The 17,940-nt window shown below is 40.4% G+C and carries 13 protein-coding genes and 1 pseudogene; 7 read left to right on the top strand and 7 right to left on the bottom strand.

Features of this window, described 5'->3' with window-relative positions:
- Positions 1 to 36: 36 nt before the first annotated feature.
- On the bottom strand, positions 37 to 2,646 hold the full coding sequence (pepN, locus tag RR876_RS09795; protein ID WP_332477358.1) for an aminopeptidase N: 2,610 nt from the start codon (positions 2,644 to 2,646) through the stop codon (positions 37 to 39).
- A 423-nt stretch (positions 2,647 to 3,069) separates the two neighbouring features.
- Here pepN and RR876_RS09790 point away from each other — a divergent pair, with 423 nt between their 5' ends.
- From RR876_RS09790 to thiM, 3 genes are all read left to right on the top strand, one after another.
- Positions 3,070 to 3,327, top strand: coding sequence for a hypothetical protein (locus tag RR876_RS09790; protein WP_004696895.1), 258 nt, complete (start codon positions 3,070 to 3,072; stop codon positions 3,325 to 3,327).
- A gap of 186 nt (positions 3,328 to 3,513) precedes the next feature.
- A complete protein-coding gene (locus tag RR876_RS09785; RefSeq protein WP_259233856.1) occupies positions 3,514 to 4,674 on the top strand; it encodes a hypothetical protein in 1,161 nt (386 codons plus the stop codon).
- A gap of 11 nt (positions 4,675 to 4,685) precedes the next feature.
- Positions 4,686 to 5,561, top strand: coding sequence for a hydroxyethylthiazole kinase (thiM, locus tag RR876_RS09780; protein WP_332477359.1), 876 nt, complete (start codon positions 4,686 to 4,688; stop codon positions 5,559 to 5,561).
- 24 nt (positions 5,562 to 5,585) lie between these two features.
- On the opposite strand, the gene RR876_RS09775 is transcribed toward thiM, so the two are convergent.
- Together RR876_RS09775 and RR876_RS09770 are read right to left on the bottom strand one after the other, a co-directional pair.
- Positions 5,586 to 6,317, bottom strand: coding sequence for a hypothetical protein (locus tag RR876_RS09775; protein WP_332477360.1), 732 nt, complete (start codon positions 6,315 to 6,317; stop codon positions 5,586 to 5,588).
- A 246-nt stretch (positions 6,318 to 6,563) separates the two neighbouring features.
- Entirely contained in the window at positions 6,564 to 8,090 is a 1,527-nt protein-coding gene (locus RR876_RS09770) for a TerC family protein (protein WP_004696888.1), read from the bottom strand.
- Between the two features lie 539 nt (positions 8,091 to 8,629).
- Between RR876_RS09770 and RR876_RS09765 the strand changes: the two genes are divergently transcribed.
- Both RR876_RS09765 and RR876_RS09760 read left to right on the top strand, forming a co-directional pair.
- On the top strand, positions 8,630 to 8,947 hold the full coding sequence (locus RR876_RS09765; RefSeq protein WP_332477361.1) for a hypothetical protein: 318 nt from the start codon (positions 8,630 to 8,632) through the stop codon (positions 8,945 to 8,947).
- Positions 8,948 to 9,100: 153 nt separating this feature from the next.
- Positions 9,101 to 9,565, top strand: a complete 465-nt coding sequence (locus tag RR876_RS09760; RefSeq protein WP_004696885.1) for a MarR family winged helix-turn-helix transcriptional regulator — start codon at positions 9,101 to 9,103, stop codon at positions 9,563 to 9,565.
- Between the two features lie 5 nt (positions 9,566 to 9,570).
- On the opposite strand, the pseudogene RR876_RS09755 reads toward RR876_RS09760, so the two are convergent.
- The 4 genes and pseudogenes from RR876_RS09755 to RR876_RS09740 all read right to left on the bottom strand — a co-directional run bounded on the left by RR876_RS09755 (position 9,571) and on the right by RR876_RS09740 (position 15,263).
- Positions 9,571 to 10,233: pseudogene (locus tag RR876_RS09755) on the bottom strand (SOS response-associated peptidase family protein).
- Between the two features lie 260 nt (positions 10,234 to 10,493).
- Entirely contained in the window at positions 10,494 to 12,656 is a 2,163-nt protein-coding gene (locus RR876_RS09750; RefSeq protein WP_332477362.1) for a malate synthase G, read from the bottom strand.
- 362 nt (positions 12,657 to 13,018) lie between these two features.
- On the bottom strand, positions 13,019 to 14,170 hold the full coding sequence (gene zapE, locus RR876_RS09745) for a cell division protein ZapE (protein WP_279687201.1): 1,152 nt from the start codon (positions 14,168 to 14,170) through the stop codon (positions 13,019 to 13,021).
- Between the two features lie 85 nt (positions 14,171 to 14,255).
- Positions 14,256 to 15,263: an AraC family transcriptional regulator ligand-binding domain-containing protein gene (locus RR876_RS09740; RefSeq protein ID WP_332477363.1), complete on the bottom strand. Its 1,008-nt coding sequence runs from the start codon at positions 15,261 to 15,263 to the stop codon at positions 14,256 to 14,258.
- Positions 15,264 to 15,412: 149 nt separating this feature from the next.
- Here RR876_RS09740 and RR876_RS09735 point away from each other — a divergent pair, with 149 nt between their 5' ends.
- Both RR876_RS09735 and RR876_RS09730 read left to right on the top strand, forming a co-directional pair.
- Positions 15,413 to 16,918 carry an NAD(P)/FAD-dependent oxidoreductase gene (locus RR876_RS09735; RefSeq protein ID WP_332477364.1) on the top strand — a complete coding sequence of 502 codons (1,506 nt, stop codon included), beginning with the start codon at positions 15,413 to 15,415 and terminating at the stop codon, positions 16,916 to 16,918.
- Between the two features lie 45 nt (positions 16,919 to 16,963).
- Positions 16,964 to 17,872 (top strand): lysine exporter LysO family protein, encoded by a 909-nt coding sequence (locus RR876_RS09730; protein ID WP_332477365.1) that lies wholly within the window; start codon positions 16,964 to 16,966, stop codon positions 17,870 to 17,872.
- Positions 17,873 to 17,940 lie beyond the last annotated feature (68 nt).

The raw sequence follows: 17,940 nt of genomic DNA, 5'->3' as shown, positions 1-17,940 counted from the left end.
CAGTCTACTGACTGGCTTTTTTTATGCTTAGATCAGTTAAATACTTAACATACTGCTTAAAGTTTCACTGACATTTTTAGATTTCACTAGTGGTTTTAAAGCCTCAAGCTTTGCTTTCACTTCGCTACGCTGTGGCTCTGCCAAGCTATACCAGCGAGATAAAACTTGAAGTAAACGAGAGCCAACAATTGGGTTTTTCTCATCTAAATACTTTGCCAGTCCAATGAAATGATCCACACCAAAACTCCATGTGTTCACAGGGTTTGCATTTAAGCCGCCACTCACTGAACGAATGCGGTTCGGTACGCCCAAATCATAATCGACATGTGAAGTGAGATATTGAATAGTTTCCGTCGTAGCACAAGGATGAGCCGCTTGAAGTGTGAACCACTGATCTAATGACAAAGCCTCATCTTTAAAACGTAGATAAAAATCACGTAAAGCCGCTTCTGCTTGCGGTGCATCATTCCACACCAAGACACGTAGTGCACCTAAACGTTCAGACATATTGCCTGTGGCTTCATATTGCTGATATGCCAGCTCAAAAGCACTTTCATCGCCTTGACGTGCCATCATACTGAGCATGATGTTTTTCAGCGCACGGACACCCATGGCTTGTGAGAACTCTTTTTGCAAATCTGGGTCTAAAGCCAAATAAGTGTCTTTACAAAACGCCCCTAGCTCACGTGCAAGTTTGTCAATCAAAGCATTACGCTGTTCTTGAATCTTGGCTGGTTCATAGTCAGTGTCGATGCGACTACCCAAATAACCTTCACTTGGCACATCAAATAAACGTGATGCCAATAGTGGATCTTGTTCAACAAGATCTGGCAGCGTATTTTTAATGGCTTGAATATAAATATGCGCATCATGACCATTGAGCAAAATACGCTCAAGTAGTGTTTGCGTTGCTTGCCATTGGTTAAAACCATTGGTTTCGTATTGAATCAGGAACGCTAACTCTTCATCGGTATAGTTAAATTCTAAATTGACGGGCGCAGAAAAATTACGCAGTAATGACACAACAGGTTTCGTACTTAAACCGCTAAACACAATGCTGGCTTGGTCTTGATCGAAAAGATATACACCGTCTTTGACGGCATTTTCAAATAAACTGTCTGAGTTTAAAACCAATTGCTCACCTGTTGCAGCATCGAACAGCGCTAAAGCGACAGGGATTGGAACAGCTTTTAGATTCGGATATTTAGGATGTGCTTTTAAACTTTGCTTAAAGTTTAAGGTATAAGTTTGTGCAGCAGCATCATAGTGACCTTCAGCTTCTAACTTTGGTGTGCCTGGTTGGTTATACCATGTTAAGAAATTGGATAAATCTACGCCTGAACCTGCGGTTAAAGCGGCTACCCAGTCTTCAACTGTCACAGCTTGGCCATCATGGCGTTCAAAGTATTCATCGGTTCCTTTACGGAATTTTTCTTTGCCTAATAAGGTTGCCATCATGCGGTTAATTTCCGCACCTTTTTCATAGACCGTTGCAGTATAAAAGTTATTGATTTCCACAAAGTGGTCTGGACGCGGCGGATGAGACAATGGGCCTGAATCTTCTGGGAACTGATGCGCTTTGAGTACCGCAACGTCATCAATACGTTGAACCGCAGCCGACTGCAAATCTTCTGAGAAAGATTGATCACGGAAAACCGTTAAGCCTTCTTTTAAACACAATTGGAACCAGTCACGGCAAGTAATGCGGTTACCTGTCCAGTTATGGAAGTATTCGTGTGCAATCACCGACTGTACCCGCATGATCGCGGCATCTGTCGTGTATTCTTCATCCGCCAAAACACATGACGTATTAAAAATGTTTAGACCTTTATTTTCCATCGCCCCCATGTTGAAAGCGCTGGTAGCCACAATCATATAATTGTCTAAGTCATAGGGACGACCATAGTGTTCTTCATCCCAACGCATCGAATGCTTTAAGGCTTCCATTGCAATATGACATTTCGGAATATCTTTTTCTTCGGCATAAATTTCTAAAGCCACATCACGGCCTTCCGAGGTCACATAACGGTCTTTTAAAACAGCCAAATCACCAATCACACAGGCAAACAAATACGCTGGTTTTTTTGTTGGATCTTGCCAAATGGTATAGTGACGACCTTCGCCTGCCTCGCCCGCTTCAATCAAGTTACCGTTAGCAAGGAGCACTGGATATTTTTTATCGGCTTCTACACGTGTGGTGAAAACTGAAAGGACATCAGGACGGTCTGGGTAAAAGGTAATTTTACGGAATCCTTCAGGCTCATTTTGGGTAACAAACAAATCTGATGCGGCTTGGTATAAACCTTCAAGTTGTGTATTTGACTCAGGATGAATGATCACCGATGTCTCAAGCTTGATCTGATTTGGTGCATTACGAATCACCAACTGCTCAGTATCAAGCACATATTGCTCTTGGCTAAGTTGCTGCCCATTTAGCACTAAACTTTTCAGCTCTAAATCACGCCCAAGTAAAACCAAATCACCCTCAGTTTGGCGCGTCAGCTCCAGTACAGCATCAACTTGGCTATGCTCATCATAGACTTGAATATCGAGGTGAATGCTGTCTACTAAAAAAGATGGTTTTTGATAGTCTTTTAAATAGACGGTTTGATCTGCTTCAATAATTGGATTTGCCGCAATATTCATGTCATGTCCTAATGCTATTGGTCTACAGCTTTATATTGTGTATGTTTTGATCATACGACAAGTTTGCCATGCTGTCTGTGTATGTTGAATGATATTTATATGGGCACGTTGAATAGGCTTTTCAATTCTATTTGTCTTATCCCGCGCATATGATTGCACCAAGTGAATAAGAAACAGTCAACGCCCTTATCGTGCCGTGCTTGTTTAGCAATATTTGCACCAGCCTTTACACTTTACACAGTGCCATTAGCTCTCTACCATTCTAACGCTGAGAAACTTAAAGACATCGATAAGATATAAAGCCAGCTCTTTTCAACTATCTAACTTAATTTCAAATCGGCTACATTTTGTGCACAGTTTTTGCTTGTATCTAAATATGCATAGCGCATGATAAAACTTAAGCAAAACAAATAGAGGTGTGAGATGTACTTAAAAGACCATATCGTCCGCGTCGAAAATATAAAAATGCTGCAAGCAATGCATGCTGCAAAAATTGATCATAAAGTCATTGCCCTGTTCATGAGCTGTGAAGGGATGCCATTACAAGCACACGATGTCAGCAGCATTCTAAATCACTACGACACACTGGGGAGTAAAAAGTTGCCAAGCAAAAAAGTTCAAGCCATGATTGAAGCTAAAAAATTAGGTATGGAAGATGACTCTCTACCTTGCCCCGTTTAAATTCTACTTCTACAAAAAATACGGTGCATGCCGTATTTTTTTCGCCCTATATTCACCACTGCATTGCTTCACCCGTCTAGCGTTTACAAAGCACCTCTGCTTGTTCAATTACACTGCAATTTACAGCGCCTTTCTGAAATTTTAGCGTGTATAATTTGAGAAAATCCTGAGTCTCAAATTCATCTTATGTCGCTTCAAATTTTGCACAAACAACTTGATGAGAGCACGCCTTGTCCACTTTGTCAGGCGGCCATGTTTTGGGTGGATGCTGAACAATACGACAAAGAAATTAACTTTCATGAATGTAGCCACTGCCAACATCGTGTTTTTAGCAATTCAAATTTAAATTGCCACTGCGACAGTTGCTTAGCGCAGCGCAAAAAAATATTGAAAGAAACCCGCCAGCAAGAACAGCGTAAAACTAAAAATCAAAAAGACATTTATGAGTTTGAACTGGGCCAGCTCAGTTTTATGCATAAATTATTTTTATTGGCCCTGTTAGATGACTACGCACAAGAACATACCCAGCATCAAGAGTTTATTGATTGGGAACAGATCAAATATTTTAGCATCACCCCCAATTATCTGTTTCAAAACAGTCTCGTCAAACAACTGGTAAAAGAACAAATCCTCGTTGCCAAAGATTTTGCCAGTGAAGCCCATCAGTATTATATTAATGTGCGTTTGGACGGCTATTCTGAACCCAGCTTATTTAGTGTTACGCAGCAGTTACGCTATTGGTTTTATGAAAACCTTAGCCTTGGTGTGCCTTTTAAGACCGCAGATGAAGTCAAAAATGCCTTGTACCAATTGCTCTATCAGGAAATTATCCAATTTATGCAGTTTTACTGCCGCACTTGGGGCATTCAAATTGCGGGAAATAACAGTTTCCAAGTGTTTTGTTATCGTTTACTCGATGTACTCGCAGTCGGACAAATTTATTATTTAATCCAAACTGCATTGGAGTATTTATATGAACGTAAAGCCTTACAACCCAGAAATGAAAACTTCATCAACACCAACTTGTTGAAAAAAACTTTACAACAATACCGTGAACGCAGTGTGGCTGAAAAATGGGAAACTTCAACGCTGCCTCGACCGCATAACCTACCATTCAGCAAAATGAGCGAAGTCTTATTTTTCCGCTTTTTAGGCTATGACGAAGCTATTTTCTTCCAGCCTGTCTCTCGTTCATGGCAAAAAATTGAGCCGCGTTTAAGCTTCTATTCGCAAAAACGCTGTATGTACTGCGGTTCAAATGAGCTCACCGTAGATTATGATGCCGACCAATATGTGACTTTATTTTGTCGCAAATGTAAGCATCAAGACCACTATTTCACCAAATAAGGGCACCCACTATGACCCAGCTTTTAGACCTGTCCTTGCTTAACACAAAACAATCGATTCAAGACCAAACCGATGTCTTGGTGGCCTATGTTGCTGAAGCTTGGACTGCCCTGCAAACGCAACAACCTTTGGTGCAATGTATCACCAACAGTGTTGCTGCCAACTATGCAGCCAATGTTTTATTGGCTGCGGGCGCCTCACCTGCCATGATTGATAATCCCTTTGAGGCGGAAAGTTTCACCCGTATTAGTGCAGCGCTCAGTATTAACCTAGGTACGCCAACCTCTGAACAAATGCAAGCCATGCAAATCTCGGCACAAACCGCCCAGCAGCAAAACATACCGTGGGTATTAGACCCTGTGGGATATGGACCATTTTTAAAATGGCGCTCTGAAATGGTAGATCAGCTCTTAGCTTTTCAACCCACCATTATTCGTGGCAATGCATCGGAAATCAGCACACTTGCAGGGAACCAGATCGAAACCAAAGGCGTTGACAGTACGGCAAGCAGTGCCGATGTCTACCATCTAGCAAAAGTACTTTTAGCACAGGCTGAAGTCATTGCCATTTCTGGCGAGTCTGACTATATTCTCTCAAAACAACTTGATGCTGTAATCCAAGTCAATGGTGGTTCGCATTTACAACCTAGAGTTACTGCTACGGGTTGTGCCCTTGGTGCATTAATTGCAGCCTATAGCGCAGTCACCAATCCTGTCATTGCTGCACTGTCTGCGCATGTCCACTTTGCCATTGCGGGGCAACTTGCTTATACCCAAAGCCAAAGCACAGGAAGTTTTAATGTAGCGTTTATGGATTACATTCATCAAATAAAAGCTGAAACCATTTATGAATATGCGGATATACAGCTTATCCGTACCTCAGCCTAAATAAAGTATGGCGAGAGTTTCTGCTTAGGCAACTTCTCGCCCTAAAAACACGTTCATCGCCGCTTCTAGCAGAGTCAGCACATCTAATTTACAGATACACATCAAGCCCATACCAATAAAATAATCAGGCGTATGTTGCATATAAAAGTTGATATGACGACTGGCTCGATTTCGAAGCCGAATCAACTGTTCAGGCGTGGTCTGTGGCAGCACACAAGGATGCACAAACACATCATCACTGCGCTGTTGCACATTCACATGACGGTTTTGCATTAGATCAAGAACCTGTAAGTAATCCTCAGGCATTGGCACTTCTGCACGCGGATAAAAGCGTTTTGAACGTGACGCAAACAGCCGATATACTTTTGGCTGCATCAAACTCGAAACAAACCATAACTGACGCGTAGGATATTTTAAACGATAACCTAAGGTTACTCGAATTGCGGATAAGAGTGTTCTGTTTTGATTTCGGTAGTCAGGTAAAAAAGCGGCACGCGAGCTAAGAATATATAAGGGTTGATGCGCTGTCTTAAGCTTCAAGATGGCAATAATATTTTGCCCAACTATTTTTCCGCGATAATAAAAACGAATAATAGGTAATGCCACTACATCAGGGTTATACATCAATTGATGCAGTTCTGCTGGGATTGCATTTGGAAAAATTTGTCGATCAAAAGCTTCAAGCTCTTCAAATAGAACTTGTTTTTTCTCTACTGAAAGCTTTTTAAAATCAACGACCTTTTCCATAAGTTGCATGAAACACTTCCATTCTTATTTTGATCACTTGTTTTACTGCTATAGTCTAAATGCAATGCTTTGATGAGCATCGGTATAGAAAAAACTGTCTTCACCAAACCGATAGCGTCAAGGACCAAATACGACAGTCCAATTGCGGGCATAGAATAACTGCTTTTTATTTAAGTGCATAGCGCTTATTTTATAAGCAAAAAAAAAATGCCAGCACGTGGCTGACATTTTTCTCACAATCTATTTTTGTAATAATTAAGCAGTACGATAAGTAATATTTACTGTCTTAATTCGGTTTGAATCTAATTCAAGTACTTCAAAGTGAACACCACGGTAGTCCAGTTGAGTTCCAACGTGTACATCACCGTGGGTTTTATCTAGGATTAAACCAGCAACACTGATATAGCCTGCATCCTCTTCAACCAAATCAATCATGCCAAGTTCCAATTCAAGCTGGTATAAATCCAGCATGCCTGTCGCCTTCCACGTCTGATCATCCACCTTCACCAAATCAAGTTGCTCATCGGCATCGGGAAATTCACCAGCAATCGCTTCAAATACGTCAAGCGGTGAAACAAGGCCCTGCACATTACCAAACTCATCGCTCACCAAAACCAATGAACCTTTAGACGTTCTTAACGTATTAATCGCATCAATGACTTTCATTTTTTCAAAAATGTAAATTGGACGATGACGTTTGATCAAGTCTTTCAATTGCTCTTCATCATCTAAGACATCAAGCAATTCTTTGGCGCGCGCAATACTGATCACTTTATCCAAGCTACCGCGGCACACTGGAAATAAACTGTGCGGTACAGACAATACCTGTTCACGAATTTTCTCAGGTGAATCATCAAGATTGACCCACGAAATTTGACTACGCGGTGTCATGATCGACGCGACTGAACGTTCAGCCAATGTCAGTACACCGCCAATCATATAACGCTCCTCATCCGCAAAAGTTTCTTGCGCTTGAAGCTGATCAGGATCTTCAGCTTGGAGCTTGCCACCCATGAGTTTTAAAATAGAATCCGCAGTACGATGACGCAGTGGAATTTTCGCTTCATGTTTTGCCGCATTACGCTCACCAAACTGGTTAAAGGCTTCAATTGCAATGGCAACACCAATACCCGAATAGATATAACCTTTAGGAATGTGGAAGCCGAAACCTTCCGCAATTAGGCTGATACCAATCAACAGTAAGAAGCTTAAACACAAGATGACCACAGTCGGATGACGGTTTACAAAAGTCATTAATGGTTTCGATGCCAACAGCATGACTACCATGGCAACCACCATAGCCACCATCATCACATTAATGTTATCGACCATACCAATCGCTGTAATCACCGAATCCAGTGAGAACACTGCGTCAAGGATTACAATCTGTGCGACAACCGCGGTGAAACCTGCATAAACCACATTGGTGGTCAGCTTAACTTCTGGCTTACCTTCAATTTTTTCATGCAATTCGGTAACAGCTTTATAGACTAGGAATAAGCCACCAAATAAAAGAATCAGATCTCGCCCAGAGAATGTCCAATCCAACACAGTAATCAGCGGTCGAGTCAACGTGACTAACCAAGTGATGATAAACAGCAAGCCCAAGCGCATTAAAAGTGCAAGCGACAGACCAATGACACGCGCTTTATCGCGTTGCTCAGGAGGAAGTTTTTCAGCCAAAATGGCAATAAAGACTAGGTTATCAATACCTAAAACAATTTCTAATATAATAAGCGTAAGTAAACTTACCCATATTCCCGGATCTAATAAAAATTCCATTATTTCATTACCCCAGAATTATGTTTCTGTTTTAAAAGCATAGACCTGCACGGCGACGGATCCATATTTGTGACCTGTTCAACTAAAGATGAAATAATTATGCCTGAGATGTTTGAGTTGTAATAATTTTTTTATGGTTTTTAACAAAATTTTAATATTCGACCACTTATTATGCAAAAAATACATAAAAATATCGAAATCTCTGTTCGAAATTTTGTCACTTAATGCCAATTATCGCATTATATGAAGATTAGACGCAGCGGTCATTTTTTAGTTTTTCTAATTAAACACATCTCAAACAAAACACAAATTATTGTTTTTATTTAATTATTTATTTTAATAATAGTTAAAAAATATCAATTCACTACATTTATGATTTCCACGAATGACACTTTTTGTTAAAAACACTAGTTCACAAATCCATTTTTTTCACTAAAATGAAACACGACCAGCATTGTTGTAAAAGTGGTCAATTACCCAAACCAAGGATGCACGGATTGACAATCCGATCAAAGTAATCGAAGACAGGATTCATCGCTATGAACAATGAAAAAGCATTGACCTTCAATAAGACGTCAAAAATGCTTGCCAATACTAGCTATGAAGGCGCATATCTGCATTTAGACTCCTCATTTGATCAGCATCAAGTTAAAGTTGTGGTTTCGCATAATAACCAAAAGTTTGATATGCACTTGCCTATCGTTCTACAGGACGGTGTTCCCATGGCTAAACTCTCTTTGGATTCTCACCAGAATGCTGAAGTCGAAGATGAAGTTGTACAATTTGCACAAAGCATTGTGAGCTTCCATCAAGATAAAGACGGCTATACCCTGTCTCTTCTAAACAGCCACGCTTAACTTTTCTTGATCACTGGTAAAGGTTACCCATTAACAGATTTCGTTTATGGTGATAAATCCAGTAATTTTGTATTGATAAGTATATGAGTGTTCACATAAAATGTGTTCAAATGATCTATAAAATAAAAATACGATTCACGGGGAATCCGTCACATGACCAAAAAGTACAGTAAGTTCCTACCAGGTTCTGAAGATTTTTCTTTAGAAAGTTTTCCATTTTACTGGGTAACGCAAGTACATGCACAGTATGTACTCAATGTCGATCACGCTTTAAAAAAGTATGGTTTAGATAACTCACGTCGTCGTATTTTACTGGCTCTAGACTCAAAGCCACATGCCAGTGTTTCTGATTTATCTGACATGGTGGTCTCTAAAATGTCGACAACCACCAAAATTGTCTATCGTTTAAAAGATGAAGGATTGGTTGAAACTTATTCTTGTGAAGACGATGCCCGTATTACCCGTGTCCTTCTCACCGAAAAAGGTGTTGAAATGACCAATAAGATCAATGATCTCACCAGTGTTGTACTTGAGCAATCATTTGAAGGCTTAACACCTTTGCAAATTGAAAAAATGATGGAAAGCTTAAAACACGTGTTTAAAAATTTAGCTCGCTAAACCGCTTAAAAGTCGAAAAAGTTGAGTTGGGGACTCTCTTTTTCGACTTTTATTTTCGGCACATGTGAACACTCAAACTCTTCAATAGGAAAGCCTTGTACAAAGGATTGAATATTTGGTGATTTCCAGCTGAGCCACTCCTCTAAACGTTCATGTGGAATCACGATCACTGAGCGCTTCACATCCCCCGGCTCATGAAACTCCCGCATCATTGGATGGTCTATGGCATCCATCGTAAGCATGGTTGCTGAACGTACTACCTCGCCTGCTATACGACAGATTTCATATAGTGCAGCAACAAAAATAACCTGCCCATCCTATCGTCTGACACCCCATCTCTGCGGCTTTTGCTCTATATATTTTGACTCATAAAATTCAAAAACGGGAATCACCCCAAACTGATATTTTGAAGTGGCTTCAATAAAACTGGCCTTTTGCAGAAGTGTCTCGCTTCGAGCATTATAAGTTTTGCTTGCAATACTCTTATCTTCAGCCCATTTCGGTATTAAACCAAAATGCACCTTACGCCACTCAAAACCTAAATTTGATTTGAACAATAAAGGCAGCTCATAACCGGGATAGACCTCTTCAACATAATCAAAAGGAATTTCAGGTAGACCAAACTGTTGTACTTGAGCAAGGGTTAGAGGTTTAAAATTAGCGCACATGGATTTTCATCCAACTTGATGGTTAACAATAGTATGACGAGCTTTATATAGTGAATTGTATAAGGCTTTTATCCGCAGCGTCTAGTCGAGATACTTATTTCACACTACGCTTAAACCCATTCATAGCTCTAAGCAAGTGCTAATCTATAGGGCGCTATTACCCGAAATTAAATCAGTCTTATTCATTTCTTATATAAACGCAGTACGACTTATTTCATCCAATAAAAAAGCCTCCGAAGAGGCTTTTTTAGCTTTACAGATTAGTCACCTGTATAACCTTTTAACTTCAAACGTGCAGCATGCAGAAGTGGTTCTGTATAACCTGATGGCTGCTCACCACCTTTAAACACTAGGTCATACGCTGCTTTGTATGCATAACCATCGAAGCTAGGCGCCATAGGTGTGTAAAGCGGATCGTTTGCATTTTGCTCATCAACGATTTTCGCCATACGCTGCATCACTTCTTCAACTTGCGCTGCAGATACGATGCCATGACGCAACCAGTTTGCAACGTGTTGAGATGAAATACGTAAAGTTGCACGGTCTTCCATTAAACCAACGTTGTTGATATCTGGAACTTTCGAACAACCTACACCCAAGTCAACCCAACGCACAACATATCCCAAGATCCCTTGAAGGTTATTTTCAAGCTCTTTGGTTTTCTCTTCGTCAGTCCAGTTTGTGTCTGTCGCCAAAGGCGGTGTTAACAAATCATCTAATGATAAAGGCTCTGTATTCAATAATTCTTTTTGACGCTCAGACACATTGCACTGGTGGTAGTGAATCGCGTGAATGACAGCACCAGATGGAGATGGAACCCATGCACAGCTTGCGCCCGCTTCTGGATGTTCAATCTTAGTGTTGTACATGTCTAAAAGCATGTCTGGTTTTGGCCACATGCCTTTACCAATTTGCGCTTTACCACGTAATCCCGCTTGAAGACCGATCATTACATTACGGTTTTCATATGCAGGGAACCAAATTTGTGATTTCACTTCACCCTTACGAACAAATGGACCTGCTTCCATAAAGGTATGGATTTCATCACCTGTACGGTCCATGAAACCTGTGTTAATAAAGATCGTACGGTCTTTTGCTTGCGCAATACAGTTTTTCAAGTTTACAGATGTACGACGTTCTTCATCCATAATACCGATTTTTAAAGTTTTTGCAGGCAAGCCAAGCGCTTGTTCTGAACGCTCAAACAACTCAACAGCAAAAGCAACTTCTTCAGGACCATGCATTTTTGGTTTTACGATGTACATTGAACCTTTACGAGAGTTCTTGTTTTCGTTTTCACCTTTAATGTCTGCGAAAGACAATAGTGGAGTGATTAATGCATCCATAATCCCTTCGTAGATTTCAGCGCCATCTACAAGGATCGCAGGGTTGGTCATGAGGTGACCCACGTTACGAAGAAGCATCAATGAACGGCCATGAAGTTTCGTTTCACCACCAATCAAATTTTTGTGCGTACGGTCTTTATTCAAAGTACGCGTAACGGTTTTACCATTTTTCTCGATAGACTCTGAAAGTGTACCTTTCATCAAACCTAACCAGTTACGGTAGCCTTCAACTTTCTCTTCTGCATCTACAGCAGCGATCGAATCTTCTAAGTCTTGAATTGTGGTTAAAGCAGACTCAAGTACTAAATCTTTTACGCCAGCCGCATCTGTTTTACCAATTGGGCTGTTTGCATCAACTTCAATCACAACGTGTAAGCCATTGTTTAAAAGTACGATTTCTGTTGGTGCAGATTCTTCGCCATTGAAACCCACAAATTGTGCTTCTTTAGCCAAAGTCGATGTTGAACCGTCTTTTAACGTCACAACTAACTTTTTGCTTTCAACTGCATATTTTGTCGCATCAGCATGCGAACCATTTGCTAATGGGAAGGTTTCATTTAAGAAGTTTTTAGCAAATGCAATAACTTTGTCACCACGTACAGGGTTATAGCCTTTACCTTTTTCCGCGCCACCGTCTTCAGGGATCACGTCAAAACCGTAAAGTGCGTCATATAAAGAGCCCCAACGTGCGTTTGCAGCATTTAAGCAGTAACGTGCATTACGCACAGGTACCACCAATTGCGCACCAGCCAATAATGCGATTTCTTCATCTACATTTTCTGTGCTGATTTGGAAATCTTCTACTTCTGGTACTAAGTAGCCAATTTCAGTAAGGAAAGCTTTGTAAGCTCCAAGTTCAAATTTGTTGTTGCGGTGCCATTCATCGATCTTCGCTTGAATGTCGTCACGCTTAGCCAATAGTGCTTTGTTCTTTGGGCTAAGATCGACAACGACTTGTTCAAAGTTTTTCCAGTAAGTTTCACTGTCCAAACCTGAACCTGGAAGTGCTTCATTTTCGATGAAATCGTAAAGTTCTTTAGCAATCGCTAACTTGCCTTTTTGAATACGTGCAGTCATTGTCTTTCCTGATATTGCTACTTTTTATACAAGAGATTCTAGTATACCGATTTAAACTTGGCTGAATAGTAATATCACCGTGCGAAATAGTGATCATTTTTTATTTAATAAAGTATACAAACTACCAAATAAAATACTGCTCAAGGCACAAGCATTATCAATTTACAAAATGCTCTTTAGTAGTTTATTAAGTTTTTGAAATGCCGAAATTAGACTTAAGTGCAGTTTTGTATATTTTTTACACTTAAAACCAATGTTCTCCCTATTTTCAATCCTGATTAAGCCATGATTATTCAAAAAAGTCGATAAATTAATCGATGAAAATGCACATAAAAAAAGCACCCTTTTGGGTGCTTATATTTTTAAATTTCTTCTTGTTGTTTACTTGCCTCAGCTTGTATTTGTCGATGCGCTTCATTCAAGTAATCATCTGATTGCATTTCCAATAAACGTGAACGCGTGCGTTCAATTTCAAAGGCTAATTTATCACCAGAGTACAAATCAATAATTGTATCTTCTGAGGTTAAAATCAGTTTTACCCCACGGTCATAAAACTCATCAACCAAATAAATAAAACGACGTGTCCCTTCAGAAAGATAATCAGTCAAATGCGGAACATTACTCACCAACACAGTATTATAAATATTCGCAATTTCGATAAAATCAGCAGGACTACGTGGTTTTAAACACAACTCTGAATATTCACACCATAAGACATCTTCGGTATGTCCGATCGTTTCTACAATACGATTATTAATAATAATCGGCTCATCTGAAATGGTTTGGGTTTGGGTCAATGCGCTAAAACGCTGTGCGATCCAGCGTTGGTGCTCATGTGTTAAAGGAGATTTAAAGAGTTGCGCTTGCTTTAAAACACGCAAACGATAGTCCACGCCTGCATCTACATTTAAAATCACACACTGCTGTTTCACCATTTCAATGGTTGGAATGAAACGATCACGGTGAATGCCGTTTTTATATAAACCATCTGGCGCAATGTTTGAGGTCGCCACCAAGGTAATACCACGTGCAAAAAGCTTTTGGAACAAATCACTGAGAATCATGGCATCCGTCACATTCGAGACGAAGAACTCGTCGAAACAAATGACCACTGCTTCTTTATAAATTTGATCCGCAACCGCATCTAAAGGGTTACGCTGACCTGAAAGCTTGTTGAGCTCACGATGTACATGTTGCATAAAATGGTGAAAGTGCATCCGTGTTTTACGACGAAATGGAATTGAGTCATAAAACTGATCCATCAACCATGTTTTACCACGGCCTACACCACCCCACATATACACACCACGGGGAGAAGTTTGACGGCGGAAACGACGGAATGCTTTTTTAGATGCCTTAAAACGTTGAATTAATTCATGCCAAACGCGATCCAGCTCATGAACGGCCTGAGCTTGTGCCTCATCAGACATAAACTGCCCGGATGCTAAGGCTTGCGCATAACGCTCTGCAGGAGATAAGGGACTGAATGCGGTAGGTGAATTAAAATCTGACATATCATTTAATACTGTTTTTAGGCTATATCAATTATAGCGGAGTGGAAAAGTTAATATATAACACTTTGGCATAATTATGCTTAGGCTATTTCCCATATTGTCGTGGACTGTAACCAAACCACCGTTTAAACGCATGATTAAAAGCTGCAGGCTCCGAGTAACCCAATAACTCTGCAATCATTTCAATGGAATATTCCTGATATTCCATCAAATGAAGTGCACGGTCTTTCATTAATTGCTCACGAATTTTTTTATAACTGCTATTTAACTGTTGCAACTGGTGTCTTAAGGTTCGCTCTGGCAAATTCAACGCTTGCGCGGTTTCAGCCATGGTCGGCAGTAAACCACGTTGCAACTCCAAATAATCCTGTACCCGTTGAATCAGACTCGGCTGTTCTGCCGTTTCTTCCAAACGTTGTAATTCCGCCTGACATTTGCCCGCATAAACGTTAAATGTCATCAAATCTGCTGAAGGAATCGGCACATTTAAAACCCATTCATCAAACCAAAATTCAGCTTGTTGCGTACCAAAACTGACTTGCTGGCCATAGACCTGCTGATAGAGCGCCAGTTTTTTCGTACCTTCAGGTCGTGCAACAGGTAAAGTAATTCGAATCTCAGGCATTTCCAGCCCAATCATCTTATAAATATCTTGTAAAAACTTATAGGTTCCCGCTATCTCAGAATGTGCACGCAACTGTCCCACAGGTGTTTGCAAGTCTCGCGGTAGATAACACAGTGCGACTTGATCATTTTGTTTTTTCAAACCCAATAAGCCACTCAAATGCGTCAAACTTTGATAGCGAATACCTTGTTCTAACGCGGTGTGTGTCGTTGGACTGGTCATCAACAACATCAGTAAGGGGCCATATCCTGCCAAGACATAATGCTGACCAATGAACAAGCCTTGCTCAGGCTCAATATCCTCTGCAATGATTTTCAAAATATCCCACTCTAGAGCAGGATGGATGATCGCATTCGGATCAAGCGACTCCACACGTAAGCCAATGCTTTGTAACTTTTGATCGACTGCGACTCCTGCTTTACGCATTCCTTGAATCAAATACATCAAGCCAAGTACAGAACGTTTCATAATCAATTAAAAGCAAAATATTGGCCTATGTTTTACTACAGCCACCTAGCGTACAACAATTGCCGAATCTATCAATTTTCTTGTCAGGGCTATCATAGACCTTCTGGATAGTTGCTCTACAATAAAGTAAAACAAAAAGGAAAAAACAAATGCAGGCAGCAAATTCAACAACCCCTCAGGTAAAAATCGCCATTATTGGTGCAGGCTTTGGTGGTTTAGCGATGGCTATTCGCCTTTTGCAAAACAATATTCGTGATTTTGTAATTTTGGAAAAAGCCAGTGAAATAGGGGGCACATGGCGTGAAAACCAATATCCGGGCGCTGCTTGTGATGTACAGTCACATCTCTACTCCTTGTCTTTTTCACCCAAGACCGACTGGTCTAAACGTTATGCTGAAGCACCTGAAATTTATCAATACATGCAAACACTTACCGCTGAGCATCAATTGCAGCCTTATATCCGCTTTCACACCGAAGTCAGTGCTGCACATTACTTAGATAATCAGTGTTTATGGCAACTCACCCTTAATCAAAATGAAACTCTGACCGCTCAATTTGTCATTTTCGCATCTGGTCCACTGCATGTACCACAAATTCCACATATTGCGGGCATCAAGAAGTTTAAGGGCAAAGTTTTCCATTCATCACAGTGGGATCATAACTATGACCTCTGCAATAAAAATGTTGCCTCTATTGGCACTGGGGGAAGCGCGATTCAATATATTCCTGAAATTGCAGAAAAAGTGAAACAACTTTACGTACTACAAAGGACAGCAGCATGGGTTATTCCTCGGGATGAACGTCGTTATTTACCCATTGAGAAAACACTGTTTAATCGATTTGATTGGTTTCGAAAAATTCATCGAGCTCGTCTGTATTGGACAAATGAATCTCGTGTAGTTCCCATTATGAAACCACAGGTCATGAAATATGCACAAAAACTAGCAGAAACGTATATTCACCATCAAGTCAAAGATCCTGAAACCGCAGATAAGTTAATTCCCAACTATATTATGGGTTGTAAACGCATCCTGGTCTCCAACAAATATTATCCAAGCTTCAACCGTAAAAATGTGGAGTTGGTTACCAATGATATTTTGGAATTAACTGAGGACAGTATCATCACCAAAGATGGAAAAAAGCGTGCAATTGACTGCCTCATCTATGGTACAGGTTTTGTGACTGACCCTCGTATTTATCTTAAATCCTTTAGCTGCACAGGGCTGAATCATATTGAGCTTACAGACGCATGGCAAGATGGGGCCGAAAGTTACTATGGAATTAGCACCAAAGGTTTCCCAAACTTATTTCAGCTTTTAGGGCCCAATACAGTCTTAGGTCATAACTCAGTTATTTTTATGATTGAGTCACAAGTAAATTACATTCTACAGCTCATCGAGATGGCACAAAAAATCCAATCTCAAGCAATCGTTGTGAAAGCAGATATTCAAGACCAATTTAATCACCATTTACAAAGTCAATTTACAGATACCATTTGGCAATCTGGCTGTGTCAGCTGGTATCAACAAGCGGACGGGAAAAATTTCTCTTTATGGCCCAGCTATACATGGAAGTATTGGCTAAAAACACGAAAAGCCAATCCAGCAGACTATCGTTTTTTAAATTCTAAGCAAGATAGTCAAGCAATAAATTAAGATCGCGGTCATAATAAGTTAGTATTTTTTCACACTTTATTTGACATGCAATCGTTTTGGTTGATTTTTCAGCTTCTTATTTGTTTAGCACTTGGATTTGTTTTGGCTCGTCGTTTACCCAAATGGCTTGAACGACTTGCCTTTCAAATCCTGCCCTATTTTACTTATATTCTCTTAATCGCAATTGCGATTGAGTTTTCAACGACTTTACATAACATTGCCCAACCTTGGCAGATACTCAATCATGCAGCTCTTTTAGCAGTTATGACCAGTATCGGTGCTTTTGTCTGTTGTTATATATTATTTAAACTTTTGGGCTACCAACCGAGTCATGGCAAAGTGTCCATGAGACTTGTGAGCAAGTCATTAATCAATATCAGTTATGCATTTATCGCACTGGCCTTGGGTTATGGCTTGGCAGAGCTATCATCAGGTTTCGGCTATACCCTTCATATCAGTACATGGAACTTGTTACTGGTTTTCATGTTTTTGATCGGGCTTGATTTAGCCTATTCGCCACTAGATCGTTCATGGTTGAACTGGCAAATACTGCTCGTTCCCCTTGGTTGTATTTTAGGTTCAATTATCGGGGCGTTTGTAACGGCCTATTTTGTGCCGAGCATTCAACTAAAAGACTTGATTATGTTGTCTCAAGGTTATGGTTTCTACTCCATGACTGGCATTGTGGTCACGGAGTTAAAGAATGCACATTTAGGCAGTATTGCACTGATGAACGATTTGTTCAGAGAAATCTTTGCGATTGTGTTCATGTATATCATTGGCTGGCGTTACCCCCGCTCTGCGATTTCATCCGCAGGAGCTACAGCAATGGATGTTACCCTACCGATGGTCAAACAAGCCTGTGGGAATGACTTTATTCCACATGCTATGGTGAGTGGTTTCATCCTGTCAGTTTTGGCGCCAATTATCGTCAGTGTCTTGGCTGCTCTGTAAAGCATAGCGCTCTATTCAGTGCTGTCTTTTTATTTTGCTATTGCCACTTCGCTCACCAACAATTATTT

The organism is Acinetobacter sp., assembly GCF_036666595.1.
In the GTDB taxonomy this organism is placed as follows: domain Bacteria; phylum Pseudomonadota; class Gammaproteobacteria; order Pseudomonadales; family Moraxellaceae; genus Acinetobacter.
This window is presented reverse-complemented; position numbering and strand designations above follow the sequence as displayed.

Excerpts from the sequence above, each read along its gene's own strand:
- RR876_RS09740 (WP_332477363.1), bottom strand. The coding sequence starts at position 15,263 with ATGAAACGTTCTGTACTTGGCTTGATGTATTTGATTCAAGGAATGCGT.
- RR876_RS09775 (WP_332477360.1), bottom strand. The coding sequence starts at position 6,317 with ATGCAACTTATGGAAAAGGTCGTTGATTTTAAAAAGCTTTCAGTAGAG.
- RR876_RS09750 (WP_332477362.1), bottom strand. The coding sequence starts at position 12,656 with ATGACTGCACGTATTCAAAAAGGCAAGTTAGCGATTGCTAAAGAACTT.
- RR876_RS09730 (WP_332477365.1), top strand. The coding sequence starts at position 16,964 with ATGCAATCGTTTTGGTTGATTTTTCAGCTTCTTATTTGTTTAGCACTT.
- pepN (WP_332477358.1), bottom strand. The coding sequence starts at position 2,646 with ATGAATATTGCGGCAAATCCAATTATTGAAGCAGATCAAACCGTCTAT.
- thiM (WP_332477359.1), top strand. The coding sequence starts at position 4,686 with ATGACCCAGCTTTTAGACCTGTCCTTGCTTAACACAAAACAATCGATT.
- RR876_RS09790 (WP_004696895.1), top strand. The coding sequence starts at position 3,070 with ATGTACTTAAAAGACCATATCGTCCGCGTCGAAAATATAAAAATGCTG.
- RR876_RS09760 (WP_004696885.1), top strand. The coding sequence starts at position 9,101 with ATGACCAAAAAGTACAGTAAGTTCCTACCAGGTTCTGAAGATTTTTCT.
- RR876_RS09770 (WP_004696888.1), bottom strand. The coding sequence starts at position 8,090 with ATGGAATTTTTATTAGATCCGGGAATATGGGTAAGTTTACTTACGCTT.
- zapE (WP_279687201.1), bottom strand. The coding sequence starts at position 14,170 with ATGTCAGATTTTAATTCACCTACCGCATTCAGTCCCTTATCTCCTGCA.
- RR876_RS09785 (WP_259233856.1), top strand. The coding sequence starts at position 3,514 with ATGTCGCTTCAAATTTTGCACAAACAACTTGATGAGAGCACGCCTTGT.
- RR876_RS09765 (WP_332477361.1), top strand. The coding sequence starts at position 8,630 with ATGAACAATGAAAAAGCATTGACCTTCAATAAGACGTCAAAAATGCTT.
- RR876_RS09735 (WP_332477364.1), top strand. The coding sequence starts at position 15,413 with ATGCAGGCAGCAAATTCAACAACCCCTCAGGTAAAAATCGCCATTATT.